Raw genomic sequence first — 25166 nt, forward strand, 5'->3', positions numbered from 1 at the left:
ACGTGCGGACGGTCTCCTGCCCCTGCGGCGCGCAGCACTCCGTGATAGATGTCGGGAGGTCGCGTCACGACGCAGGGGCACGAGCAGGGGGAAGAGACTTTGACGACGACCGACGCGCTCCAGGACGAGCGCACGCGGGTCCTGGCGCTCCAGCGGCTCGGGGTGCTCGACAGCTCGCCCGAGGAACGGTTCGACCGCGTGACGCGGCTCGCGCAGCGCCTGTTCGGCGTCCCGACGGTGAGCATCACGCTCGTGGACGCGGACCGGCAGTGGCGCAAGGCCTTCGTCGGCCTCGACGGCCCGGTCGCGCAGCGCGAGGGTGCGTTCTGCGACGTGACGATCCGTGCGGACCGCACGCTCGTCGTCGAGGACGCGGCGCAGGACGCCACGTTCGCCGACAACCCCTTCGTGGTCGGCGACCCGCACCTGCGGTTCTATGCCGGGCACCCCATCGCGGCGCCGGGCGGCGAGCTGGTCGGCACGCTGTGCGTCATCGACACCCGGCCGCGCCGGTTCGACGACGCCGACCGCTCCCTGCTGCGCGACCTCGCGCTGTGGGTCCAGGGGGAGCTCCAGCACGACGTCGAGCTCGACCGGGCGGGCGCGGTCCAGCGCGGGCTCCTCCCGCGCCTTGCCCCGGAGCTCGAGGGCTACCGGGTGGCCGCGCGGTGCCTGCCGGCCCGCGGCGTCGGGGGCGACTTCTACGACTGGACGACGACGGCCGACGGCGCCGGGTTCGTCGTCGCGGACGTCATGGGCAAGGGCATGCCCGCCGCGATCGTGGCGGCGTCGGCGCGCGCCGCGCTGCGGCCCGCGCTCCGGTCGCCGTCGCTCGCGGCGGGCGTCGAGACGGCCGACGACCTGCTCGCCCCGGACCTGGAGGAGGTCGGGTCGTTCGTCACCGCCTGGTGCGCCACGGTCGAGCGGGAGAGCGGCCGGCTGGCGTACGTCGACGCGGGCCACGGCCTGGCGAGCGTGCTGCGCCCCGACGGCGGCATCCACCGCCTGGAGGCGGACGGCCTGCCGCTCGGCGTCGCGCCGGGTACCGCGCGGGTCGTCCACCGCGTGACCCTCGACCCGGGCGACCGCCTCGTCGTCGTGAGCGACGGGCTCGTCGACCTGCTCGCCGACCTCGGGGTCCCGGGCGGGGACCCGCGCCTCCTGGACCCGGACGTCCCGCTGCCCGTCCCGGACGGGCCGGCCCTCGCGCGTGCGGCCCGCGAGGTCCGGCAGGCCGGGGACGCCGCGGCGACGCTCGACGTGCTGGTCGGGCTCGCCGACGGGCGGTACGTCGGGGACGACCTCACGGTCCTCGTGGTCGAGCGGGTCGCGGCATGAGGGGCTCCGCGCGGCGGCTCGCGCTGATCCGCGTGCTCGTCGTGCTGGCGCTGGTCACGGGCGTCAACTACGTCGCGTGGCGGTGGCTCGACTCCGTGGCGTGGTCGCACTGGTGGATCGCCGTCCCGCTCGTGCTGGCCGAGACGTACAGCCTCGTGGACACCGCCCTCTTCGGCGTGACGATGTGGCGCCTGCGCGAGCGGGGCGAGCCGCCCCCCGCCCCGGAGGGCGTCACCGTCGACGTCTTCGTCACGACGTACGACGAGCCCGAGGAGCTCGTCCTCGCGACCGCCCGCGCGGCCCGGGCCATCCGGTACCCGCACCGCACGTGGATCCTCGACGACGGCGCGCGCGAGAGCATGCGGGCCGCCGCGGCGGAGGCGGGCGTCGGGTACCTCACGCGCAGCGCGAGCTGGGCGGGCAAGCCGCGGCACGCGAAGGCCGGCAACCTCAACAACGCGCTGTTCCAGACGGACGGTGAGCTGCTGCTCGTGCTCGACGCCGACCAGGTGCCCGACCCGGCGATCCTCGACCGCACGGTCGGGTACTTCACCGCGGACGAGCGCGTCGCGATCGTCCAGACCCCGCAGTGGTTCGTCAACGTCGACGACGCCGACCCCCTCGGGAGCCAGGCGCCGCTCTTCTACGGGCCGATCCAGCAGGGGAAGGACGGGTGGAACGCCGCGTTCTTCTGCGGCTCCAACGCCGTGCTGCGGCGCGAGGCGCTCATGCAGCTGGGCGTCGTCGGGTACGTGCGGGGCGTGACGGTCGGCGTGCGGCGCGCGCTGCGCACCGCGGGCTCGGTGCTGGCCCGGGCGGCGCGCTCGCCGGAGGCGGCCGACCCGGCGGTGCGGACCGCCGTCGAGCGGCTGCGCGCGGAGGCCGACGAGGCCCGCCGCGCCCTCGCGGCGGGGGAGCCCGCGGCCGACGTCACCTACCGGTTCCAGCGCCGCGTCGACGAGGCGTCGCGCAGCGTCGTCGCCGGCCAGGTGGAGGCGCTGCGGGCGGAGCTGGCGACGGTGGAGCCCGAGCTCGTGTCCGGCGGCCCGCTCCAGGTCGACGAGGAGATCGGCCAGCTCGTCGTCGACGAGGAGGCGCTCGACCGGCTCGCGCGGCGCGACCTCTCGCCCCTCGTCGCGGTCGAGGCGGTGCGCCGCCTCGCGGACGCGGTCGACGTCGGGCGCAGCGACGAGGCGCAGGCCGTGATGCCGATGGCGACGATCTCCGTCACCGAGGACATGGCCACCGCGATGCGGCTGCACGCGCTCGGCTGGCGGTCGGTCTACCACCACGAGGTCCTGGCCCACGGGCTCGCCCCCGAGGACATGCCGACGATGCTCCAGCAGCGCCTGCGCTGGGCGCAGGGCACGGTGCAGGTGATGCTCCGGGAGAACCCGCTCACGCTGCGCGGGCTGCGCGTGGGGCAGCGGCTCATGTACTTCGCGACGATGTGGAGCTACCTCGCGGGCTTCGCCGCCCTCGCGTACCTCGCGGCGCCCATGGTGTACCTGTGCTTCGGCATCCTCCCGGTCCAGGCGTTCGGGACGGACTTCTTCGTGCGCTTCGTGCCGTACTTCGTGCTCAACCAGCTCTTGTTCCTCGTCGTGGCGCGCGGGGTGCGGACCTGGCGGGGGCAGCAGTACTCGCTCGCGCTCTTCCCGGTGTGGATCCGGGCCTGCGGGACGGCGTTCGCGAACGTCGTCCTCGGCCGCCCGCTCGGGTTCGTCGTGACGCCCAAGACGCGGACCGGGGAGCACCGGCCGGCCTGGCGCACCATCTGGCCCCAGCTGACGGCCATGGTGCTGCTCGTGGTCTCGGCCGTCGTCGGGACGGTGCGCCTCGTCGCGTTCGACGCCGACCTCGGCGCGACCCTCGTCACCCTCGCCTGGGTGGCGTACGACCTCGCGGTGCTCGGGGTGCTCGTCCCCGCCGCGCGGTACTCCGGCCCGCGCCCGCCGCGCGAGCCCGTGCCGGAGACGACGATGACCGGACGACGGACGGAGGACCAGTGAAGCTCGACGTGACACCGCTCGAGGAGACGGGGGCGGTGATCGTGCCGCGGGGGCGGCTCACGCTCACCACGGCACCCCAGCTGCGCGACGCGGTCACCGACCTCGTCGAGGCAGGCCGGACCCGGCTCGTCGTCGACCTCGGGAGCCTCGAGTTCGTCGACTCCTCGGGCCTCGGCGCCCTCGTCGGCGGGCTGCGCACGACGCGCGCCGCCGGCGGAGACCTGCGGCTCGCGAACGCCGCGCCCTCCGTGGCGACGGTCCTGCGGCTCACCAACCTCGACCGCGTGCTGCGCGTGCACGACGACGCGGCGAGCGCGTTCGCCGACGGGTGACCCCCGCGTGACCCCGCCGGACGACGCCCCGCTCGTCGTGCTGAGCGCGACCGCGTCCCCGCCGTGGCTCGACGCCCTCCCGGACGCGTTCGCCGCGCTCTGGGGCCAGGCGCCGTGGGTGCCCACCGACGACCGGCTCGCCGTCGAGCTCGCCACGACGGAGATCGCCGCGAACATCGTGCGGCACTCGCCCGCACCCGAGACGGTCGAGGTCCGGGCCGAGCTCGACGCCGGGGCGGGACGCGTCGTCGTCGTGCTGCGCGACACCGCACCCGCCGCCGACGTCGACCTCGACCGCACCATGCCGCCCCCCGAGGCCGAGTCCGGGCGGGGGCTCGCGCTCGCGCGGGCGTGCGTCGACCGGCTCGAGCACCGCTGGGTCGCGGGGACCTCCGGCAACGAGTGGCGCCTCGAACGCCGCGTGCGCACCGCCGGAGACGGCCCCGGCGGCTAGCGTGGGGGCGTCCCGCGCGCGCCGACCCGGGCGCGGCGCCGGTAGCCGGAGGTGCAGATGGAGTTCCCGTTCAGCCTGACCGAGGAGCAGATCCTCTCCCTCATCGTCGTCGGGACGCTCGCGGTCGTCGCGATCGTCGGGGTCAACGCCCTGGCGCCGAAGGCGGGCGTGGCCGCGCCCCTCGTGCTCGTCGCGGTCGGCGTCGTCGTGAGCTTCGTGCCCGCCGTCCCCGAGATCGAGTTCGAGCCCGAGTGGATCCTCGCCGGGATCCTGCCGCCGCTGCTCTACTCGGCGGCCGTCGGCCTGCCCACCATGGACTTCCGGCGGGACTTCACCGCGATCAGCGGGCTCTCCGTCGTCCTCGTCCTGATCAGCACCGCGCTCCTCGGCTACCTCTTCACGTGGCTCATCCCCGGCATCCCGCTCGCGGCGGGCTTCGCGCTCGGCGCCATCGTCAGCCCGACCGACGCCGTCGCGACGTCCATCGTCAAACGGCTCGGCGCGTCACCCCGCGTCGTCACGCTGCTCGAGGGCGAGAGCCTGCTCAACGACGCGTCCGCCCTCGTCCTCCTGCGCTCCGCCATCGCCGGGATCGGGATCGCCGTCGCGACCGGGGAGTCCGCCACCCGTGTGTCGCTGTGGTCGGTCGCGGGCGACTTCGTGTTCGCCGTCGTCGTCGCCGTGCTCGTCGGGTTCCTCGTCGGGTTCCTCGGCCTCTTCGTCCGGCGCCGCCTCGCCAACCCCGCGCTGAGCACCGCGGTGTCCTTCGTCGTGCCGTTCCTCGCCTACCTGCCGTCGGAGGAGCTCGGCGCGTCGGGCCTCGTCGCCGTCGTCACCGCGGGCCTCGTCACCGGCAACGGCGCCGCGAAGTACCTGCGGCCCCAGCACCGGCTCGCCGAGGAGTCGAACTGGCGGACCGTCGAGCTGCTGCTCGAAGGCACCGTCTTCCTCCTCATGGGGCTCGAGCTGTTCGCGCTGGTCACCGACGTGCAGGAGGCCCACGGCAGCCTGTGGCGCGCCGTCGGCATCGCTGCGCTCGCCGCCGTCGTCATCCTCGTCGTGCGCTCCGCGTACGTCGCGACGCTCCTGCGGTCGCTCGCGCGACGCGCGCGGCGGGGAGAGTCGATGCGCGACGTGATCGAGGGCATGCAGGAGAAGCTCGACGCGCGGTTCGGGCCGGCGGAGGCACCGCTCGCCACGGTCGAGCCCTCGGGACGGCACCGCGAGGTCGCGCGCACGGGCGGCCCGAAGGAGGTGCCGCAGGCCCGCCTCGGACGCATCCGCACGTCGCTGCGTCGTCGTGCCGCCGACATCGACTACCTGACGGCCGAGCGGCTCGGGTGGCGAGAGGGCACGCTCCTCGTGTGGGCGGGCATGCGCGGCGTCGTGACGCTCGCCGCGGCGCAGACCCTGCCGCTCGACACCCCGCAGCGCTCGTTCCTCGTGCTCGTCGCCTTCGGGGTCGCGGCCGGGACGCTCGTCGTGCAGGGCGGCACGCTCCCATTTGTCGTGCGCCGCCTCGGCCTCTCGGGCGGGTCCACGCGCGCCGACGAGGACCGCGGCGCCGTGCGTGCCGAGCTCGACGGCGCGGCCGTGGCCGTGATCGACGCGCCCGACCTCCGCCGCGCCGACGGCACCACCTACGACGGTGACGTCGTCGCCCGCGTGCGCCGCGACGTCGTGCGCGAGCTGGAGAACCGCGACACCGACGCCGCGACGTCGGCCGACCTGTTCGCGCAGTACAAGGAGCTGCGGCTCCGGGCGATCGCCGCGCAGCGCGTCGCGCTGCTCGACGCGCGCACGTCCGGCGCGTACAGCTCGCAGGCGCTGCGGCACGCGCTCGACCTGCTGGACGCCGAGCAGATCGACCTCGAGCTCCGCCGCGGGCCCTACGTGCCCGGCGACGACGACTGAGCCGACCTCTTGCGGCTGCCCCAGGGGAAGGCCCTAGCGTCGCGGGCATGGACGAGTACACGACGGGTCAGGTGGCGCGCGCGACGGGGCTGAGCGAGAAGGCCGTCCGGATGTACGTCGACCGCGGGCTCCTCGACGCGCGCCGCACCTCCGCGGACGGGCCGCGGCTGCTCGACGGCGGCCAGGTGGAGCGCGCCCGCCTCGTCCGGCTCCTGCGGGGCGTCGGCCTGTCGCTCGCCGAGGTGGGCGACGTGCTCGCCGCCCCCGACCCGGTCCCCGCGTTCGACGCCGTGTGGAGCGACCGCCGCTCGGCGCTCGCGGCGTCGCTGACGGCGGCGGAGTACGTCCGGTCCGCGCTCGTCGGCGCGCCACGGCTGGACGTCGTGGTGCACCGACGGCACGTGCCGGAGCGGCTCGTGCTCGGGACGGAGCGCCGCGCGACGCTCGCCGAGCTGCCGTCCGTGCTGCCCGAGGCGACCGGAGCGGTCTTCGCCGTGCTGCGCGTCGCCGACGTGCCCCTCGCCGGCCACCCCTACGTCGAGCTCCACGAGCGCGCGACCGAGGGGTACGCCGCCCGCCTCACGCTCCGGGTGCCCGTCCCCGCGCCCGTGCGGCCGCCGTCGGGCTTCGCCCTCACGACGGACGACGCGCACGAGGAGGCGTACGTCGCGCTCACGGCCGCGGAGGCCCGCGACCAGGAGCGTCTGGTCCTCGTGCACGACTACCTGGCGTCCGGGCGGGCGCTCGCGGGCGGTGTGCCCGCGGGGGACGACCGGGAGGTCTACCTGCCGACCTGGGAGGCAGGCGGTCCCGGCCCGGTGATGGAGGTCGCCGTGCCCGTCGCGGCTCGCCGACCCGGGGCGTAGCGTCGCTCCGACCGCCCGACGGCCTCCCCCCGGGCCGCGGCGAGGATCCCGGCCTCCTGCGCGATCGCGATCGCCTCGCGGCGGCTCGACACGCCGAGCTTGCGGTACAGCGTGCGGATCTGGGTGCGGATGGTGTTCACCGACACGTTGAACCGCGCCGCCGTCTGCTCCGCCGTGAAGCCCTCGCTGAGCGAGCGCAGCACCTTCCTCTCGCGCGGGGAGAGCCGGCTCGCGAGCGTGACCGGGGGCGTGTTGCGCGCCTCGACGGCACCCCGGGGCAGCACGTCCGCGGTGTCCGCGAGCTCGGCGAGCGTGCGCCGCTCGTCCGGCTCGAGCGCGAGGAACGGGGCGGCGTGCTCGGGAGACGACCGCAGCCGCAGGGCCTTCTGGAACCAGCTCCGCGCGCGGTCCTCGCGCCCGGCGCGGAGGTGCGCGACCGCGAGGACGACGTGGAGGTCGAGCGCGTCGGTCGGTGACAGGGACGCCTGGTGGATGGCGGACGAGGCGAGGCCGATCGCCTCGTAGTGCTCGCCCACCGACAGGTGCGCCCAGGCGTGGTGGTTCGCCAGCCACTCGGTCGTGTCCTCCTCGGACCCGTGGGCCAGGTGCAGCACGCGGCCCGCGCCGCCGGCGCGCAGGAGCAGCTTCGCCTCGGCCCGCAGGAGCAGCCGCCCGACGAACGACCCCGGGTCGGGGTCGACCGTCCCGTGCACGAGACGCACCTCGTCCAGCTCCCGCAGGCCATGGAGGGGGTCGCCGTAGAAGGCGGCGTGGCTCGCGCGCGCGGACGCCAGGAACGGCCACAGCTCGCCCACGGCAGGGGAGGTCGGGTCCATGGTCTCGAGGATCCTCTGCGCCGTCACCGGGTCGCCCTCGTGGATCGCGAGGTGCGCCCGCGCGAGCGCTGCGCCGCGCACGTGTGCCCCCGCGATCCACGAGGGGAAGGGTGCGGCGTCGCGGACCACGGCGAGCTGTTCGCGCGCGAGATCGTGGTGCCCCCGGTAGGCGGACAGGAGCGCGAGGTTCGACGCCGCGCTCACGCGGGCGAAGTGGCCGCGCGGTTCGTCCCCGGCCTCGTCGGCCGCGCGACGCAGGTGCTGGATCGCCGGGTCGGTCGCGCCGGACAACATCGCGGTGATCCCGCGCTGCGCGCTCAGCCAGCCCGGCCGCGCGTCCGGGCGCCCCGCTGTCCAGGGCAGCGGGCCTCCCGCCATGAGGAGCGTCGTGCGCTGCTCGACCCACGTGCCGATCCGCATCGAGGCGTCGTGGTCGCGGCGGTGCCGCAGGCCCACGACGGCCGCGGTGCCGGCCGAGAGGACGTCGTGCAGGCGGGTGAACGCGTTGAGCCGCCTGCTGTGGCGGAGGCCTGCCCGGGAGTAGTGCCGCAGCAGGCGCGACATGCTGCGCTCGTCGTCGCGTTGGTGGTCGCGGCGTCTCTGGGCGAGGAGCACGAGGTGCGCGAGGCGCGGGCGGCGGTCGAGCACCTCGGGAGGGACGCGTGCGAGCGCTGTCAGGAGCTCGCGCGCGAAGCGGTCGGGGAGCTCGTACCAGAGCACGTCGAACGCGGTCTCCACGCCGTCGAGGTCGCCCGCGTCGAGCGCCCGGAGGATCTCCTCGCTGCTCCACGGGACATCTCTGGCGCCTGTCATAGCCGTGATCCTGACGGACGTGCCAGGTTCTGCAAGCGCGTCTCGCGGCGCCGGGTGAATTCCTTCACGGAACTGGTGATGGGACAGGTGATTTCCCAGGTCACGCTCGTCATGGGCCTCGGTGGCCCGGGTCCTATGGGGTGACGACCGTGCACGCGAGGGGCGCGTGCGCACGACGAAGGGGACCCCATGCAAGGTTTCGAGCGAGACGCCGCGGCCGCGGCAGGCGGGCGACCCGCCAGGCACGCGGCACCCCGCGGCGCCCGGCACGCCCGCACCGGTTCGTGGTGGCGAGGAGCGCGTGCACGTCGCCTGATCGGTGGCGTCACGGCCCTGGTCCTGGGAGGCGCGGGGCTCACGGCCGCGGCGCTGCCCGCGACGGCGGCGACCGTGTACGAGCTCGAGGGGTCCTGGGCCGACTCCACGCCCGCGACGCTCGAGACCGGTGACGCGGTCTCGGCGGAGTGGTGGTTCAACCTCAACGACGACGCGGCGGCCCCCGGCAACGCGCCGGTGGAGAACGTCACGGTGACGATCACGGCGCAGGGCGCGGTGTTCGACGCGCTCCCGCCCGCGTGCCTCGTGGACGGCGTGGACCCCGCGTCGAGCGTCTCCGAGGACGGTTCCACGCTCGTCTGCAACGTCGGGACGCAGACCGAGGGCACGGCGTTCTCGCTGACGACGCCGATGCGCGTGACGGCCGTGACCGGAGAGACCGTGAGCGCGGGCGCGACGATCGCCGACCAGCAGACGTCGCTGCCCGAGCTGCCCGTGCAGAACGGGTTCGTCCAGGACATCCACTGGGTGGAGAGCGTCTCCGGGAGCACGCGAAACGACACCTCCCGCGACTTCCTGTTCAACTGGACGCTGTTCCACGGGACGAACAGCCCCGCGGGCCAGGACCCCGTCTCCTACAACCTCACGGTGTCCAACAGCCTCGGCGCGGTCACGCAGGTCGGGCCGCAGGCGTGCTCGGCGTTCACGAGCGGGGCGGCGACCGGCCACCCGTGGTCGGGCGGGACGCACGACGCGAGCCAGGTGGCGCCGTCGGTCGGGTCCTGCACGCTCACGCGCAACAGCTCGACGTCGTACACGCTGACGCTGGCCGGGATCGACTACAGCCACGCGCAGGTGCCGACGACGGACTCGGCCGGGAACCCGCTGCCGACGGACCGCGTCGCGGTCGCGTCCGGGCAGATCCAGCTGCGGGTCGTCACGACGGCGGGCGCAGGGCAGATCTCGGTCACGTCCAGTGCGCCGACCTACACCGCGGTCGACGGGCAGACGGCCAACGACGACCCCGCGAACAACACCACGGCGAAGAACTGGACGACGGGCGTCTGGTCGCACGCGTGGCAGCCCGGCTACACGGGCTCGAACGCGACCGTGTGGTCCGACACCTACCGCGTCGCCCCGGAGTCGGAGCTCGGCTCGGCAGTGCGCGTGCTCTACCCGAACGTCCAGAACCAGAACTCCACGCAGGGTGGTCTCTGCCTGGTGCTGGACACGCGGTACGTGGAGTTCACGGGTGCCCTCACGCGCTTCGACAACGGGACGACCGGTGAGCCCGCCGGCTTGCCCGTCGCCTACTACGTCGGGACCTCGGCGCTGGTGAATCCCGCGAGCGCGTCCTACGACCCGAACGCGTTCACGTGCGAGGGGACCACGGGGTGGACCACGACCCGCCCCGCGGACCTGTCGACCGTCAAGGCGGTCCGCGCCACGTACTCCATGACGGCGGCACGCTGGCAGCGCGATCTCGTCCTGCAGGCGACGCAGCGGCTCCTGCCCAGCGCCCAGGTCGGCCAGGACGTGTGGACCTGGGGGTCGTACATCAACCCCTCGTCGGCCACGAACGCCTGGGTGAACGCGGCGCGGTCGACCTCACCGTCCGACGCCGGACCGTCCGCGACGCTGACGCCGGACGCGCGCTACCCGTACGCGGTGGGCGGCCGAGACATCGTGCGAGTCATCGGTGTCACGCCGGACGTGGCGAAGTCGGTGCTCCCGACGACGGTCGACCCGGGCGGGCAGGCGACCTACACGCTGAGCTACGCCGCGAACGGGACGGGCGCGGTCGCGCCCACCGTGGACGACTACCAGCTCGTGGACACGCTGCCGCTCGGCACGACGTACGTCCCGGGCTCGTCGAGCCCTGAACCGGTCGCTACGACGAACGGCTCCGGTCAGCAGGTCCTCACGTGGACCCTCGACGGGGTGCCCACGAACACTCCGCAGTCGCTGTCCTACCAGGTGACGTACCCCGACGACGTCGCCGGCGGTGAGCGGCTGGTCAACACCGTCACCGCCTCGGCCGAGGGCGTGCAGTCGGACTCCGCGACCGCGACGGTCGTGGTCAACGAGTCCGGGCTGACGCGGATCATCAAGACGGCGGACCAGGCGTTCATCCCCAACCTCGCGGGCGACGGCGCGGGCGTGGGCTCGTGGACCGTGCTGGTGCGCTCCGAGGATCCCCTCCCGCAGGAGTTCGTCGACGTGATCGACATCCTCCCGTACGTGGGTGACGGCCGCGGGACCGCGTTCTCGGGCTCGTACCGGCTCGACGGCCCGGTGACCTCCTCGGTCGGGGGACCGTCTACTACACGACCGCCGACCCGGCGACGCTCACCGACGACCCGGCCGACGCCACGAACGGCTCGGCGGGCAGCACCACCGGCAACACCGTGGGGTGGAGCACCACGTACACCCCCGACGCCACCGCGGTGCGCGTCATCACCGGCGCCCTCCCGGCGCGGGGCGAGCTGACGCTCGACGTCCCGGTCGTGACCGACGGCATGGTCGGGGGCGACGTCCTCGTGAACCGCGCGCAGGGCCGTGCCGAGAACACGCGCCTCGTCATGCGCACGTCGGCGTCGACCTCGATCGCGAACTACTACTCGGCGTCGCTGAAGAAGTACGTGCAGGACGCCGACGGCGAGTGGCGCGACGCGAACGACCCGCTGGACTACCCGCGGTTCCGCGTCGGCGACACGGTCCGCTACCGGATCGTCGTGGAGAACACGGGTCAGGGGACGCTGACGAACGTCGCGGTCTCCGACGACCTGCAGCCGGAGCTCGGGTCGTTCACGATCGAGTCCCTCGCCCCGGGAGCGACCGAGAGCCACGAGTTCGAGATCGAGCTCACCGAGCCCGTCGCCGACTCCGTCGTGAACACGGCGTGCGCGGACGCGGACGTGCCGGCGGACTCGGGCGTCGAGCCCACGATCAACTGCGACCCGGCCGGGTTCGTCGTCGTCGGTACGCCGACGCACACCAAGGAGGTGGTCTCGGCCACCCCGGTCGGCGGCGGTCGCTGGGAGGTCGTGTACGAGGTCGTCGTGTCGAACACGCAGACCCCGTCGACCACCTACTCCCTGACGGACGCGCTGCACTTCACGGACCAGGCGACGATCGTCTCCGCGACGGTGACGCAGGCGCCCGACGGCGTCGTCCTCGCCGACCCGGCCTGGGACGGCCAGGGAAACACCCTGGTCGCGGCAGACGTACCGCTGGCCGGGAACGACGACGAGGGCTACGCCCCGCACGTCTACCGCGTCACCGTCCTCGCCGACGTGCCGCTGCAGCTCGACGGTGCCGGCTCCGGCGCCGACGCCCCGACCGCCTGCCCCGCCGAGGGGTCGGACGCGGACCAGGGGTTCAACAACACCTCCGGGCTGACCGGCCCGGAGGGCGAGACGGAGGAGGACCAGGCGTGCGCGCCGATCCCGTCGATCGACATCGCGAAGACGGTCTCCGCCGGCCCGACGCCGAACGGTGACGGGACGTGGACGGTGACCTACGACGTCGTCGCGACGAACGCGGGCGCTGCGGACGGCACCTACGAGGTGACGGACCGGATGACGGCCGACGGTGACCTCGAGGTCCGCTCGGGCGCCGTCGTCACCGCCCCGGACGGTGTGACGCCGAACGCGGCGTGGACGGGCCTGGGTGCCGAGGGCGCCCCGGAGAACGTCATCGCCTCCGGCGTCGTCCTGCCCGCGGGCGGGACGCACACCTACCAGGTCGAGGTCGTGCTGGGGATCGCCGAGGGCGTCGAGGGCGCGCCGGTGATCACGCCGTGCTCGGCCGAGCCCGGAGCTTCTCCGGGCGGCCTGTCGAACGCGGCGACGGTCGAGCACAACGACCTGACCGACGACGCGACGGCGTGCGTGGCGATCGCGTACGTCGTCGTGGACAAGTCGATCAGCGCGGGCCCGACACCGAACGGCGACGGGACCTGGACGATCGTCTACGACGTCGTGGCGGAGAACGTCGGCGGCGAGTCGGGCGAGTACGACGTGTTCGACCGCCTGCACTACGGCGACGGCATCGAGATCGTCGACGCCGCGGTCACCGCGGCCCCGGACGGGGTCGAGACGAACGCGGGGTGGACCGGCCTGGGTGCGGAGAACGCCGACCCGGAGAACCTCGTGGCGTCCGGCGTCGAGCTCGCCGCGGGCGCGTCGCACACCTACCAGGTCGAGGTCACGGTCCAGATGGACGAGGCCACGATCGACCCGGCAGACCTGCAGTGCCCGCCGCCCGGGTCGGGTGCGGACGGTGGTCTGGCGAACTCGGCGAGCCTCGACCACAACGGGATCGTGGCCGAGGACGGCGCGTGCGCGTCCCTGCCGCTGATCGGGATCGAGAAGTCGATCTCGGCGGGTCCGACGCCGAACGGCGACGGGACGTGGACGATCACCTACGACCTGGTCGCCGCCAACACCGGGCAGGCCGCCGGTGACTACGACGTGGTCGACCGGCTGCTGTACGGCGAGGGCGTCGTCGTGGAGTCGGCCGCCATCACCTCGGCACCTGACGGTGTCGAGCCCGAGACAGGCTGGACCGGTCAAGGAGCGGCCGGTTCGGCCGACAACCTGGTCGCGGCGGGCGTCACGCTGGACGCGGGCGCGACGCACACGTACCAGGTGCAGGTCGTCGTCTCGCTCGACCGGGAGGTCGTGACCCCGGAGGCGCTGCAGTGCCCGGAGCCCGGCTCGGGCGAGAACGGCGGGCTGGCGAACGCCACCGAGCTCACGCACAACGGCGAGACCCGGGGAGACGACGTGTGCGCCACCCTGCCGCTCGTCGACGTGGCCAAGACGGTCTCCTCGGGCCCGACGCCGAACGGTGACGGGACGTGGACGGTGACGTACGACGTCGTCGCGACGAACTCCGGCGCGGCCGACGGCGCGTACGACGTCACGGACCGCATGACGGCCGACGGCGACATCACCGTGGTGTCCGGGGCCGTCGTCTCGGCGCCGGACGGTGTGGCCCCGTCCCCGACGTGGACCGGCCTGGGCGCCGAGGGCGCGCCGGAGAACGTCATCGCCACGGGTGTGAACCTGCCTGCGGGCGAGTCGCACACGTACCAGGTGCAGGTCGTCATCGCGCTGGCCGAGGGCACGGAGGGTGCTCCCGCGGTCACCGACTGCGCCGCGCCCGGGACGGGGGAGGACGGCGGTCTGTCCAACTCCGCGGGGATCGACCACAACGGCATCCCCGACTCGGACGAGGCGTGCGTGACGATCTCGGCGATCACCGTCGACAAGACCATCTCTGCCGGCCCGACGCCGAACGGTGACGGGACGTGGACGATCGTCTACGACGTCGTGGCCGAGAACGTCGGTGGTGCGGCGGGCGAGTACGACGTGTTCGACCGCCTGCACTACGGCGACGGGATCGAGATCCTCGACGCGGCTGTGACCACGGCTCCGGACGGGGTGGAGACGAATCCCGACTGGACGGGCCTGGGCGCCGAGGACGCGGACCCGGCGAACCTCGTGGCCTCGGGGATCGAGCTGGCCGCGGGGGGCACGCACACGTACCGGGTCGAGGTCACCGTCCAGATGGACGAGGTCACGATCGACCCGGTGGACCTGCAGTGCCCGCCCCCGGGCAGCGGTGAGAACGGTGGTCTGGCGAACTCGACGAGCCTGGACCACAACGGGATCGTGGTCGAGGACGAGGTGTGCGCCTCGCTGCCGCTGATCGAGTTCGACAAGTCGATCTCGGCGGGCCCGACGGGCAACGGCGACGGGACGTGGACCATCACGTACGACCTGGTGGCCACCAACACGGGCCAGGCTGCAGGCGACTACGACGTGGTCGACCGGCTGCAGTACGGCGAGGGCATCGTCGTCGAGTCGGCGACGGTGGCCACGGCGCCGGACGGTGTCGAGCCGAACGCGGGCTGGACCGGCCAGGGCGAGGCGGGCTCGGAGGAGAACGTGGTCGCCACGGCGGCCACGCTGGAGGCCGGTGCCACGCACACCTATCAGGTGCAGGTCGTGGTCTCGCTCGATGCCGCGACGGTCACGCCGGACACGCTCGCGTGCCCCGAGCCGGGGTCCGGCGAGACCGGTGGTCTCGCCAACGCCGGCACGCTGACGCACAACGGCGAGACGCAGGACGACGACGTGTGCGCCACCCTCCCGCTCCTCGACATCACCAAGTCCCTCTCGGGTGCGGTGACGCCGGTCGAGGGCGAGGACGGCGTGTACGACGTGGTGTACGAGGTCACGGTGACCAACCGGGGCCCGGGTGCCGGGGTCTACGACCTGGACGACACGCTCGCGCCGGGCGAGGGCGTGACGGTCGTCGGTGTCCAGGGTGTCGTCACCGACGCGCCGGAGTCTGTGGGCGTCAACGAGGGCTTCGACGGCCTCGAGGACGTCCGGATCGTGACCGGTCAGCCCATCGCGGGTGCCGGCACGGGCCCGGTCGTGCACACCTACACGGTCACGGTGCGGTACGCGGCGGACCTGTCCGACGTCGAGATCCCGGACACGGACGTGTGCACCACGGACGGTGGCACGGTGCCCGGCGGGCTGAACAACGTCGCGGCCGTGGACTGGAACGGCATCCCTGGGCAGGACGAGGAGTGCGTGCGTCCGGGCAAGCCCACCCTCGACAAGGCGCTGGTCTCCGCTCGACCGACCGGCGACGGGACGTGGGAGGTCGTCTACGACCTCACCGTCGGCAACGTCGGCGGGGAGGCCACGACCTACGACCTGGACGACGAGCTGCTCTTCGCCCCGGTCATCACCGTCGACTCGGTCGCGGTGACCGGTCCGGACGGCGTCACCCTGAACGACGGGTTCGACGGCGACACCGACCGGCGGATCGCGACCGACGTCGTGATCGGCGGCCTGGACGACGAGGGGTACGCCCCGCACGTCTACCGCGTCACCGTGGTCGCCGGCGTGCCGCTGCACTTCACGGACGTGGAGGACGACGGCACGGGCTCGCCCGCGTGCACCGCGGCTCCCGGGGGCAACCTCACCGAGCAGGGGCTGAACAACGCGGCGACGCTCACGGACGAGACGGGCGGGACGCAGACCGACACCGACTGCGCCCCCGTGCCCTCCGTCGACATCACCAAGTCGACGGACGGCGCGCCGGTCAAGGGTCCCGACGGGTCGTGGACGGTGGCCTACACCGTCACCGCCACGAACGACGGCGCCGCCGCCGGGGTCTACGACCTCACCGACCGCCTGCGCTACGGCGCCGGCATCGAGGTCCGCAGCGCGACGGTCACCTCGGCGCCCGACGGCGTCACGCCGTCGGGCTCGTGGACGGGCCAGGGCGCGCCGGGCGACCCGGCCAACGTCGTGGCGACCGGCGTGAGCCTCGCCGCGGGGGCCACCCACACCTACCGGGTGGAGGTCGTCGCGACCCTCGACACGGAGCAGGTGGACGACACGACGTTCACCTGCCCCGAGCCGGGCTCCGACGGCAGCGGCGGGTTCGCCAACACCGCCGGGATCGGCCACAACGGGTTGACCGACGCCGCCCAGGCGTGCGCGACGCCTGACCGGCCGGGCGACCCGGGCACGCCGGGCAAGCCCGGCGGGTCGCTGGCCACGACCGGCGCGACCCTGGCGTGGGTCGCCGGCGGGGCAGCGCTCCTGCTGCTCCTCGGCCTCCTGGCCGTGGCTGCGGCCCGGCGTCGGAACGCCGTGGGCTGACGGCGCGACGAGGAAGGCCCTGCCCACGACCGTCCCCACCGGTCGTGGGCAGGGCTGTTCGTCGGCCGTCTCTCAGCGCTGCGCGCGGGCGGCGGCCCGACGGCGCAGGACGCGCGCCGTCGTGACGAGCGCGAGGCCCGCGACGAGGAGCGTCCAGGCCGCGACGACGTGGAACGCGGTCGCGACACCGGTGACGGCGAGGACGGGGGCGGTCTGGGCGAGGGTCGAGTTGTACATGGCTGCTGTCCTTCCGGGACGGGTGAGGGCATGCCGAGGACGTCCCGGTCGCGTGCGCGACGGGGCGGGTCGGCGAGGGGAGGGGTGAGGGTCAGGCGGTGGCGGCGACGTGGTTCCACGTCGTCTGGCGCCGCGTGACGAACAGCGCTGCGGCGTGCAGGAACGCGCGCTGCAGGGCGAGGTCGTAGAGGAGCTCCGGCAGCACGAGCGCGGCCAGCAGCCGGGCGCGCCGCCCGGCGCCCCAGACGGTGACGAGGCGCTCCGCGAGGAAGACGAGCCCGACGGCCGCCCACAGCGGGGACAACGTGAAGGTCCCCGTCACGAGGGTGACGACCGTGAGGAGCAGGTAGGCCGCCATCATGAGCGTGCCGACGGCGAGCATCACCTGCTGGCCGACGTAGCGCCACGTGGTGCGCGTGAGCCCGTACTCGGCGAGGTTGTCGAGCATCCCCTTGTACCAGCGGACGCGCTGCCGGTGCAGGTCGCCGGCCGTCGGCATGAGCTCGGTCGTGCAGCTCATGGTGACGGGGGAGCGCAGCTCGTGGCCGAGCGTGCGCAGCGCGAGGGTGAGCTCGGAGTCCTCGGTGATCGCGTGCCGGTCGTACACGTCGCCGCGCTCGCCGGGGAGGACCGAGCCGCGGGCGTCGGCCACCTCCTGGAGCGCGGTGCGGCGCACGAGCGCGGCGGTCCCGGTGAGCACGGCCGTGCGGCCGGTGAGGTCCACCTGCACGCCGTAGCGCGTGTACTCGTTGGCCTGGCAGTGCTGCAGGTAGCCCTGCGGCGGCCGACCGCGGAACACGCCGCCGACCGCGGCGACCTCGGGCGCCGAGGCGAGGACGGCGAGCCCTTCCTCGACGAACGTGGGGGCGATCGTCGTGTCCGCGTCGAGGACCATGACGACGTCCTCCGTCGTGGTCGCGATCGCCTGGTTGAGCGCGCCAGCCTTGCGGGCCGTGTTGCCCACGGTCTCCATGACGTCCGCGCCGGCGGCGCGGGCGACCGCGACGGTCGCGTCCGTGCTGTTGTCCGAGACGACGAGCACCCGGTCGGGGCGGCGCGTCTGGGCCGCGAGCGAGGCGACGGTGGCGGGGAGCGCCTGCTCCTCGTCGTGGGCGGGGATGACGACGACGACGCGCACGGCGGGCCCGTCCGCGGGACGGGCGGCCGCCTCGGCGCGGTGGCGGGGGGTGTGCGGGGCAGTGGTGTTCACCGGAAGCTCCAGGTCGACGAGTGCTGTCGACAAGGAGCCTCGGGCGGTCGCCTCAGCGTTCCCCCGGGGGTGGCGCAGCGGTCGGCGAGGTCTGGCTCAGCGTTCCGGAAATCTGATTGATAGTTCAATCAGAGGAATTCCTGAGGTTCGCGCCGCCCTCGCGCCGCCCTCGCGGCGCGGACGCGGTCAGACGTCGGCGGCCGCGAGCGCGCCGTCCACCCCCACGACCCCGAGCTCGAGCCGGGCGATCCCGTCCACCGGCACCGCCGACGACGCGCCCAGGCCCGACGAGCTCCCCGCCTCCGTCGAGGACCACGTCGCCACGACCGAGCGCGTGCCGTCGTCGTCCACGAGCACGAGCTCGTACGTCGCGCCGTCCTCCCAGACCCCGGCCGGGTACGAGCACGACCAGTCGAGGCGCGTGCCCCACGAGGCCGGCGTGAGCGTGAGCTCAGCGCGCACGTCCGCGCCGCCGACCGGCTCGAGCGCGACCTGGGTCGTGCCGGACGTCGCGGGGGGCGGGACGTCGTCGGACCGCGTCACCGCCGCGCCGCCCGCGGCGCCCGCGACGACCAGACCCACTGCCGCCACGGACAGGAGCGACCGCCGTCGGGTGCGGCGCCGCCGGGCGCTCGCGGCCACCACCGCGAGGGGCACGACGGCGCCCCCCGCCCCGCCGGACGCCTCGGCCGGGACGTCGGTGCGCGCGTCGTCCACGAGCGCGTCCGCGTGCTCGGCCGTGAGCATGCCGAGGATGCCCGGCATGCCCGCGAGCTCCGCGACGGCCTCGCGGCACGCCGCGCACGTCGCGAGGTGCTGCTCGAACGCGCGCCGGTCGCGCGGGCTGAGCGCGCCCAGCACGTAGGCGGCGTCCCACTCGCGGTACGGGTCCGGGGTAGCGGTCATGACGAGACTCCCTTCTCCTGCAGCGCGAGCCTCAGCGCGCGGAGCGCGTAGTGCATGCGGGACTTCACCGTCCCGGGCGGGACGCCGTGCGCCGACGCCATCTCGGCCACGGAGCGCCCGTGGTAGTACGCGTCGACGACGACCGCCCGGTGCTCGGGCGAGAGCGAGACCAGCGCGTCCGCGACGAGCCACGCGTCGAGCACGGCCTGGGTCGCGTCGGCCTCGCCGCGGTCGGGCACGTCGGCGCTCGCGAGCTCGCGGCGGTGGTGCGCGCTGCGCAGCTCGTCGACGACGAGGTTGCGCGCCACCGTGAAGAGCCACGCACGCACCGAACCCTCCGGCCGCTCCAGCACCTCGGGGTGGCGCCACGCGCGCAGCAACGTCTCCTGCACCACGTCCTGCGCCTGCGCCGGGTCGTCGGTGAGGCGCGCGACGTAGCGCTCCAGCGCCGGCCCGTGCGCGGCGTGGACCGCCCGCAGCAGGTCGTCGGCGTCGGCGCGCACGCGCGGCACCTCCCCGTCGGTCACGACCCGGCCGACCGCACGAGGTCGAGGCCGAACTCGACGCTGCCCGCGTCGTCGACCGTGACGAACCCGAGGCTCGGTGCCTCCACGTCGAAGTCGGAGAACGTGATCGGCACGCTCCCGACGACCTGGACGCCGTCGGTGGTCGGGCCGACCTGAGCCTCGACCGTCACGGCCTGGGTCACGCCGTGGATCGTCAGGTCGCCCGCGAGCTCGACGGCGCCCGACCCGGTCGGCAGGTCCACGGGGCTCGTCAGCTCGAACGTCGCGGTCGGGTACGTCCCGACCTCGAGCGCGTCGCCCCGGAAGTACGCGTCGCGCGGCGGCTCGTCGGTCGCGACGCTCGCCATGTCGACCTCGATCGTCGCCGCGGTGAGCGCGCCGTCCGCGACGGTGAACGACCCCGTGACCTCCTCGGTCCGGCCGGTCACCGTGACGTCCTCGCCCTGCAGCACCTCGTGCACGCGATACCCCGCGTACGAGCCGTCCCCGACCGTCCACGCACCGGCCAGGTCCGCCGGGTCGAGCGCGGCGCCGTCGCCCGACGGCGCGTCGAGCGTCGGCTCCTCGGCCGCCGCGCGGTTGGACCAGTCCGCGTACAGGCTCGGGCCGAACGCGACGGCCGCACCGCCGAGCACCACGACACCGACCCCGACCCCCACGAGCACCTTCGTCCTCCTGCGCACGTCTGCCCCTTCCGATCATCCTCTGCGACTCCGTCACCTGGGAGACGAGGCAGCGGCCCGATCGGTTCACCCGGGCCCCTCGACGCTACGCGGCCGGGCGGTGGGCGTCCGACAGTCGGAAGGGCCGCCGGACGGGCGTGCGGCGTGCGGGCCGACGCGCGGGCAGGCCGGTGAACCTCGTGACGCGCCGCGCCGTCGTGAGAGTAGGGGCCGTGCTCGCGACCCCGACCGTCCTTCCGAGGAGTCGACATGCGACGCACCCTGACCACCGGTGTCCCGGCCGCCACCACCTGGGCCGTCACCGCCCTGCTCGCCGCCACCCTCGCCGGGTGCTCCGGCGGGGGAGGCGGACTGCACGGGGGCGGTGGCTCCAGCCCGTCGGGCTCGGCCTCCGAGGGCTCGGCGGGCGGCGGCTCGTCGGACGTCGTGCTCGGCACGGCGGACTCCTCGCTCGGGACCGTCGTGGTCGACGGCCAGGGCATGACCGTCTACTACTACGACAAGGACACGAAGGGCTCGGGCACGAGCGCGTGCGAGGGCGAGTGCGCCGCCGCGTGGCCCGCCGTCCACGCGGCGAGCGCGGACCCCGAGGTCGACGGCGTGACGGGCGAGGTCGGCACCATCACCGGGGTCGACGGCGAGCTCCAGGTCACCGTCGACGGCCGCCCGGTCTACACGTACGCGGCCGACACCGGCCCTGGCGACGTCACGGGCCAGGGCGTGAACGGCGTCTGGCACGTCGTGGCGCCCGACGGAACCGAGATCATGGACGCGGCCCCCGCCGCCGGGTCGGGCTACTGACCGGTGCGCCGACCGGTCGCGCGCGGGCTGGTCCTGCGGGGACCGGCCTCGCGCCGGGCGGCCCTGCACCGGCCGCTCACGGGTGGTCGAGCGGGGGCGAGCTCAGGCAGAACGGGTGGCCCTCCGGGTCCGCGTAGACGCGGAACAGGTCGTCGGGGTGGCCCTCGTCCTCCGGCGTGCCCGTGAGCGGGCGCGCGCCGCAGGCGAGCGCGTGCTCGTGCGCCGCGTCGAGGTCGGGGACGTCGAGGTCGACGTGCACGCGCGCCCCGCCGGGCCAGGGTCGTACCTCGGCGTCGGAGCGCTGGAACGCGAGGCGGGACGCGCCGCCCGGGACCTGGAGCGAGAGCCAGTCGTCGCCCGCCGGGTCGGCGACCTCGTGGCCCGGCGTGTACGCCCAGCCGGTCAGGCGCCGGTAGAACTCCGCGAGCGCGCGCGGGTCGCGCGCGTCGACGGTGACGTTGCGGAGCCGCAGCGGGCGCGGGTCTCCCACGGCTCAGCCGACCTGCTCGCGCAGCCACGCGACGTCGGCCGGGACGTCGGCGTGCGTCTCGCAGACGACCGACGTGCCCGCCGCGCGCGCGACCCCGAGCAGGAGCTCCGGGTCGATCGTCCCGGCCGTGAGGCCGGCGTGGCGGTCCGCGCCGGAGCCCGCGGTGTCGCGGCTGTTGTTGAGGTGCACGAGGTCGACGCGGCCGGTGATCGCACGCACGTCGTCGACCGCCGTCGTGAGGTCGATGCCGCCCGCCCACGCGTGGCACGTGTCGAGGCAGAACCCGACGTTCCCGGCGCCGTCGGCCTGCTGCACGGCCGCCCACAGGCCCTCGATGCGGTCGAGGCGGCGGGCCATCGAGAAGTCGCCGCCGGCGGTGTTCTCGATGTAGATGGTGACGTCCGTCTGGAGGGCGTCGATCGCCTTGCGCCAGTTGTCGAAGCCCTTCGCCGGGTCCTCCTTCGCGGTGACGTGCCCGCCGTGGACCACGACGCCCGTCGCACCGACCGCCGCCGCGCCGTCCACGATCAGCTGGAGCAGCTTGCGGCTCGGGATGCGGATGCGGTTGTTGGGGCTCGCGACGTTGATGACGTACGGCGCGTGCACGACGAGCTCGAGGTCTGCCGCCGCGGCGGCGTCCTTCAGGGCCTCCGCGCCGCCCGGGAACGTGAACTCCGGTCCCTTCCAGGACTGGGGGTCGCCGAGGAAGATCTGGGCGACGTCCGCGCCGATGCTCGCTGCCTGCGCGATGACGTCCGACTGGTCGAGGTGGGCTCCGATCCGCATGGGGACCAACCTACGCGGCGCCGCCCACGCGCGCGGCCGCTCGTCACCAGCCGGTCGAGCTCCTCCGGATGACGTCACGGCGCAGGTCGAGCAGCGCCGCGCGGGCGCGCCGCCGGCGGTCGGTCGGGTCGACCGTGAGCTCGTCGCCCGGGTTCGCCCGGCGGCGCGGCTCGCCGTGGACGTTGAGGTCGGGCGCGGCGCCGTGGTCGGCCGCGCGGTGCGCCGTCGTGGTCGTCGGGGCGGACGGTGCGGAGAAGAGCGGGCGGTTGTCCGGCACGGGAGCCTCCTCGGGGACTCCGTCGCGCGGGGCGGCGGAGGGTCGGGACGATGCTGGTGCGCCGGGCTCGCCGCCCGGCGCCCCCTCATCGTGCGACCGCGACGTTTCCCCCGGTCGTCCTGGACGTTTCGGCGATGTTGCGGTCCCACCCGGCCGTCGAGCACGGGGTTCCCGACCGCCCGAGCCCGATCCCGGTCGCCGACCCCGTGCTCGACGGCAGCGGGGGGCCGGGTCAGGAGGGGGCGCGGGCTCCGCAGGTGGCGATGGTCTGCGGTCCCTCTTCGCCGTCGACCACCACCGAGGCCTCCCAGCGCCAGGCCGCCGGCAGGAGGTCGACCGTCCCCGCCGGCACGTGGACCGCGTCGAGGCCGGAGCCCGGCGACGTGGGCTCGACCGACTCCCACGCTGGCCCGTCATCCGGCGTCTGCTCCACGCGGAAGGACGACCGGAACTCGCCCAGCTCGTCGCCCTGCCACGTCGTGAGGCGCAGGACGAGCGCGCCGTCCAGCGGCCCGTCGAGCGTCGTCCCCGGGGCGACGTCGACGGTGAACGCCGCCTCGAGGCCCGCCTCCTCGCCGGCCCAGGCGGGGAGCGGGTCCGTGCGGGTCACGCCCCAGCGGGTCACGGTGCCCTCCTCCGACCAGCCGGACACGTCGATGTTGCTGACCGTCAGCGGAGACCCGGCGGCCACCTCGGGCGTGCACGACTGCATCTCCGGGTCGCCGGTGGTGGACGTGGCGGGCCCAAGCATGAAGACGGCGCTGCCCGCCGCGAGGACCGTCGCCGCGCCGGTCACGACGCGCGACGGCGTCGGGCCGCCGAGACCGGTGCCCGGGCCGAGGAACGGGACGGGCGGTCGGACGCGCCGGAGCACGACGGTGCTGCACAGCGAGTCGGCGAACGTGCGGCGCTCCGCGTTCCACAGGGGGCGGAGGAAGCCGATGTAGAGCAGCGCGTCGAGGATGTGCGCCACGCTCCGCAGGACCGTGCGCACGAGGCCCGCGGGGCGACCCGTGGCGTCGTGCACGACGACGATCCCCACCGTCCGCTTGCCGGGCGTCGCGCCGGTCCAGGCCTGGAGGGCGAGGAGCGCGGCCGTGGTGCCGACGGCCCACCACGCCCCGCCGGGCACCGGTGCCTCCGTGCTCACGCCGAAGCTGATCGTCGGGATCCACGCGACCTCGTAGGCCGGCCCGACGGCGAGGAACAGCACCGTCGCGGTGATCGCGGTGTCGAGCAGCGACGCGACGACCCGGCGAGACCAGCTCGCGTAGGGGCCGTGCGCGGGTTCGAGCTCCGGCAGCGTGTCGTCGAGGTCTCCGGCTCCGACGGCGTGCGTCGGCCCCCTGCCGGGCGGGGCGTCGATGGCCACGCGCGCATCCTGGCACAGTGCGACCTCGGTGACCACACCCTCCCGCCGTGCTCGACCCGGAGCGACCTCGTGCTCGGCGGCCGTCTCAGCGGAAGGAGTGCCGCCGACCCAGGGCGACCGTCGCGAGCACCGGGACCATGAGCGCGAGAGAGACCCACGGGAGGCCGCCCGGTCCCGCGGCGGCGAGCGCCGCGCCGCCGACGGCACCGCCGAGCGCGACGGACGTGTTCCACACGGTGACGAGGGCGGACTGCGCGACGTCGGCGCCGTCGCCCGCGGCCCGGGCGGCGGCGGTCGTGTAGAGCGTCCCGGCGCCGCCGAACGCGGCACCCCAGGCGGCGACGGCGAGCACGACGACGACGGTCGACGTCGGGGCGAGGCCGAGCACGAGCATCGCGAGGCCGAAGACGACGACCGACCCGAGGGTGAGGGCGCGCAGGCGGTGGTCGATGAGCGCCCCGACGAGCACGAGCGCCCCGGCGGACGCGGCGCCGAGGGCGAGCAGCAGCGCGCTGGTACGCGAGCCCTGGCCGAGGTGCGCGAGGTGGACCGCGACGTACGTGTACAGGGACGTGTTGGCGAGCACGTTGAGCCCGGCGACGAGCAGCACCGGCCGCAGGCCGGGGCGGGGGAGGACGGCGCGGATCGCGAGCTGCGCGCCGCGCGGGGTGCCCGCCGCGCCGGGGACGCCGAGCCGGATCCAGGCGAGCAGCGCGACCCCGACGACGGAGAGGACGCCGAACGTCCAGCGCCACCCGACGGCGGCGCCCAGCACGGCCCCGGCGGGGACGCCGAGCGTCAGGGCGAGCGGGCCGCCTGCCATGGCGATCGTCATCGCGCGGCCGACGCGGTCCGCCGGCACGATCCGACGCACGTACCCGGGCAGGAGCGCCCACGTCAGCCCGGCGACGAGCCCCGCGGCGAAGCGCGCGACGAGCGTCAGCGCGAACGACGACGACACCGCGGTGACGGTGTTCGCGACGACGAACCCCGCGACCGCCACGAGGAGCAGCGTGCGGCGGTCCCACCGCGCGGTGGCGCGCGTGAGCGGGATCGCGGCGACGATCGCCCCGACGGCGAACGCGGTGACGGTCTGCCCGGCCGCGCCCGCCCCGACGCCGAGGTCGGCGGCCATGGCGGGCAGCACGCCCGCGGGGAGGTTCTCGGTGAGGAGCGTGAGGAACCCCGACGCCGCGAGCGCGAGGAGCGCGCCGACGGGCAGGGCGCCGGGGCTGCGGATCACCGGGGCCGCCGGGGCTTCGGCCGAGGTGGGGCCCGGGCCGGCGGCGGCCGTGGGACCGGTGGTGGGTGTGCTCGTCGTGGACATGGGGTTAGCATC

20 protein-coding genes are annotated in these 25166 nt (G+C 74.7%); 9 read left to right on the forward strand and 11 right to left on the reverse strand.

What is annotated here, in order from left to right:
• The first annotated feature begins 99 nt into the window (after positions 1-99).
• From BJP59_RS18055 to BJP59_RS18080, 6 genes are read left to right on the forward strand one after another with little or no spacing between them, the layout of a single operon-like run.
• Positions 100-1338 (forward strand): PP2C family protein-serine/threonine phosphatase, encoded by a 1239-nt coding sequence (locus tag BJP59_RS18055; protein ID WP_194521656.1) that lies wholly within the window; start codon positions 100-102, stop codon positions 1336-1338.
• Positions 1335-3350 carry a glycosyltransferase family 2 protein gene (locus BJP59_RS18060; protein ID WP_194521657.1) on the forward strand — a complete coding sequence of 672 codons (2016 nt, stop codon included), beginning with the start codon at positions 1335-1337 and terminating at the stop codon, positions 3348-3350. Before BJP59_RS18055 ends, BJP59_RS18060 begins: the two co-directional genes overlap by 4 nt.
• Entirely contained in the window at positions 3347-3682 is a 336-nt protein-coding gene (locus BJP59_RS18065; protein ID WP_051028350.1) for an STAS domain-containing protein, read from the forward strand. The genes BJP59_RS18060 and BJP59_RS18065 overlap by 4 nt, the downstream gene beginning before the upstream one ends.
• A 7-nt stretch (positions 3683-3689) precedes the next feature.
• Positions 3690-4136, forward strand: a complete 447-nt coding sequence (locus BJP59_RS18070) for an ATP-binding protein (RefSeq protein WP_051028349.1) — start codon at positions 3690-3692, stop codon at positions 4134-4136.
• A gap of 57 nt (positions 4137-4193) precedes the next feature.
• Positions 4194-6050, forward strand: a complete 1857-nt coding sequence (locus tag BJP59_RS18075; protein WP_194521658.1) for a cation:proton antiporter — start codon at positions 4194-4196, stop codon at positions 6048-6050.
• Between the two features lie 47 nt (positions 6051-6097).
• A complete protein-coding gene (locus BJP59_RS18080; RefSeq protein ID WP_076404001.1) occupies positions 6098-6916 on the forward strand; it encodes a MerR family transcriptional regulator in 819 nt (272 codons plus the stop codon).
• Here BJP59_RS18080 and BJP59_RS18085 read toward each other — a convergent pair.
• The gene (locus tag BJP59_RS18085) at positions 6832-8565 is read right to left on the reverse strand and encodes a helix-turn-helix transcriptional regulator (protein ID WP_194521659.1); all 1734 of its coding nucleotides are present in this window, start codon (positions 8563-8565) and stop codon (positions 6832-6834) included. The two genes, BJP59_RS18080 and BJP59_RS18085, sit on opposite strands and share 85 nt — an antisense overlap.
• A gap of 390 nt (positions 8566-8955) precedes the next feature.
• On the opposite strand from BJP59_RS18085, the gene BJP59_RS18090 reads away from it, so the two are divergent.
• Together BJP59_RS18090 and BJP59_RS18095 are read left to right on the forward strand one after the other, a co-directional pair.
• A complete protein-coding gene (locus tag BJP59_RS18090) occupies positions 8956-11331 on the forward strand; it encodes a DUF11 domain-containing protein (protein WP_194521660.1) in 2376 nt (791 codons plus the stop codon).
• Positions 11250-16538 (forward strand): DUF7507 domain-containing protein, encoded by a 5289-nt coding sequence (locus BJP59_RS18095; RefSeq protein ID WP_194521661.1) that lies wholly within the window; start codon positions 11250-11252, stop codon positions 16536-16538. Before BJP59_RS18090 ends, BJP59_RS18095 begins: the two co-directional genes overlap by 82 nt.
• 72 nt (positions 16539-16610) lie before the next feature.
• On the opposite strand, the gene BJP59_RS18100 is transcribed toward BJP59_RS18095, so the two are convergent.
• The 5 genes from BJP59_RS18100 to BJP59_RS20035 form a co-directional block, all read right to left on the reverse strand.
• On the reverse strand, positions 16611-16775 hold the full coding sequence (locus BJP59_RS18100) for a hypothetical protein (protein WP_158097153.1): 165 nt from the start codon (positions 16773-16775) through the stop codon (positions 16611-16613).
• Positions 16776-16866: 91 nt separating this feature from the next.
• Positions 16867-17985, reverse strand: a complete 1119-nt coding sequence (locus BJP59_RS18105) for a glycosyltransferase family 2 protein (protein WP_194521662.1) — start codon at positions 17983-17985, stop codon at positions 16867-16869.
• Between the two features lie 186 nt (positions 17986-18171).
• Complete coding sequence (locus BJP59_RS18110) at positions 18172-18891, reverse strand: anti-sigma factor family protein (protein WP_194521663.1); 720 nt, start codon at positions 18889-18891, stop codon at positions 18172-18174.
• Positions 18888-19394, reverse strand: a complete 507-nt coding sequence (locus BJP59_RS20030) for a sigma-70 family RNA polymerase sigma factor (protein WP_269467723.1) — start codon at positions 19392-19394, stop codon at positions 18888-18890. The genes BJP59_RS18110 and BJP59_RS20030 overlap by 4 nt, the downstream gene beginning before the upstream one ends.
• Positions 19395-19414: 20 nt before the next feature.
• Positions 19415-20101 carry a YceI family protein gene (locus BJP59_RS20035; RefSeq protein WP_228485167.1) on the reverse strand — a complete coding sequence of 229 codons (687 nt, stop codon included), beginning with the start codon at positions 20099-20101 and terminating at the stop codon, positions 19415-19417.
• Between the two features lie 249 nt (positions 20102-20350).
• Here BJP59_RS20035 and BJP59_RS18120 point away from each other — a divergent pair, with 249 nt between their 5' ends.
• Positions 20351-20902, forward strand: a complete 552-nt coding sequence (locus BJP59_RS18120) for a COG4315 family predicted lipoprotein (protein ID WP_194521664.1) — start codon at positions 20351-20353, stop codon at positions 20900-20902.
• Between the two features lie 76 nt (positions 20903-20978).
• On the opposite strand, the gene BJP59_RS18125 is transcribed toward BJP59_RS18120, so the two are convergent.
• The 5 genes from BJP59_RS18125 to BJP59_RS18145 form a co-directional block, all read right to left on the reverse strand.
• Positions 20979-21392, reverse strand: coding sequence for a VOC family protein (locus BJP59_RS18125; RefSeq protein WP_076403994.1), 414 nt, complete (start codon positions 21390-21392; stop codon positions 20979-20981).
• 3 nt (positions 21393-21395) lie between these two features.
• Positions 21396-22178 carry a deoxyribonuclease IV gene (locus tag BJP59_RS18130; RefSeq protein WP_194521665.1) on the reverse strand — a complete coding sequence of 261 codons (783 nt, stop codon included), beginning with the start codon at positions 22176-22178 and terminating at the stop codon, positions 21396-21398.
• Between the two features lie 43 nt (positions 22179-22221).
• Positions 22222-22455, reverse strand: a complete 234-nt coding sequence (locus BJP59_RS18135; protein WP_194521666.1) for a hypothetical protein — start codon at positions 22453-22455, stop codon at positions 22222-22224.
• Between the two features lie 232 nt (positions 22456-22687).
• A complete protein-coding gene (locus BJP59_RS18140) occupies positions 22688-23827 on the reverse strand; it encodes an RDD family protein (RefSeq protein ID WP_194521667.1) in 1140 nt (379 codons plus the stop codon).
• 85 nt (positions 23828-23912) lie between these two features.
• The gene (locus tag BJP59_RS18145) at positions 23913-25154 is read right to left on the reverse strand and encodes an MFS transporter (protein WP_194521668.1); all 1242 of its coding nucleotides are present in this window, start codon (positions 25152-25154) and stop codon (positions 23913-23915) included.
• Positions 25155-25166 lie beyond the last annotated feature (12 nt).

Source organism: Cellulosimicrobium sp. JZ28 (assembly GCF_015327065.1).
Classification (GTDB): domain Bacteria; phylum Actinomycetota; class Actinomycetes; order Actinomycetales; family Cellulomonadaceae; genus Cellulosimicrobium; species Cellulosimicrobium funkei.

Coding starts and splice junctions, on each gene's coding strand:
- BJP59_RS18085 (WP_194521659.1), bottom strand. CDS start 8,565: ATGACAGGCGCCAGAGATGTCCCGTGGAGCAGCGAGGAGATCCTCCGG.
- BJP59_RS18130 (WP_194521665.1), bottom strand. CDS start 22,178: ATGCGGATCGGAGCCCACCTCGACCAGTCGGACGTCATCGCGCAGGCA.
- BJP59_RS18060 (WP_194521657.1), top strand. CDS start 1,335: ATGAGGGGCTCCGCGCGGCGGCTCGCGCTGATCCGCGTGCTCGTCGTG.
- BJP59_RS18075 (WP_194521658.1), top strand. CDS start 4,194: ATGGAGTTCCCGTTCAGCCTGACCGAGGAGCAGATCCTCTCCCTCATC.
- BJP59_RS18120 (WP_194521664.1), top strand. CDS start 20,351: ATGCGACGCACCCTGACCACCGGTGTCCCGGCCGCCACCACCTGGGCC.
- BJP59_RS18080 (WP_076404001.1), top strand. CDS start 6,098: ATGGACGAGTACACGACGGGTCAGGTGGCGCGCGCGACGGGGCTGAGC.
- BJP59_RS18145 (WP_194521668.1), bottom strand. CDS start 25,154: ATGTCCACGACGAGCACACCCACCACCGGTCCCACGGCCGCCGCCGGC.
- BJP59_RS18100 (WP_158097153.1), bottom strand. CDS start 16,775: ATGTACAACTCGACCCTCGCCCAGACCGCCCCCGTCCTCGCCGTCACC.
- BJP59_RS18110 (WP_194521663.1), bottom strand. CDS start 18,891: ATGACCGCTACCCCGGACCCGTACCGCGAGTGGGACGCCGCCTACGTG.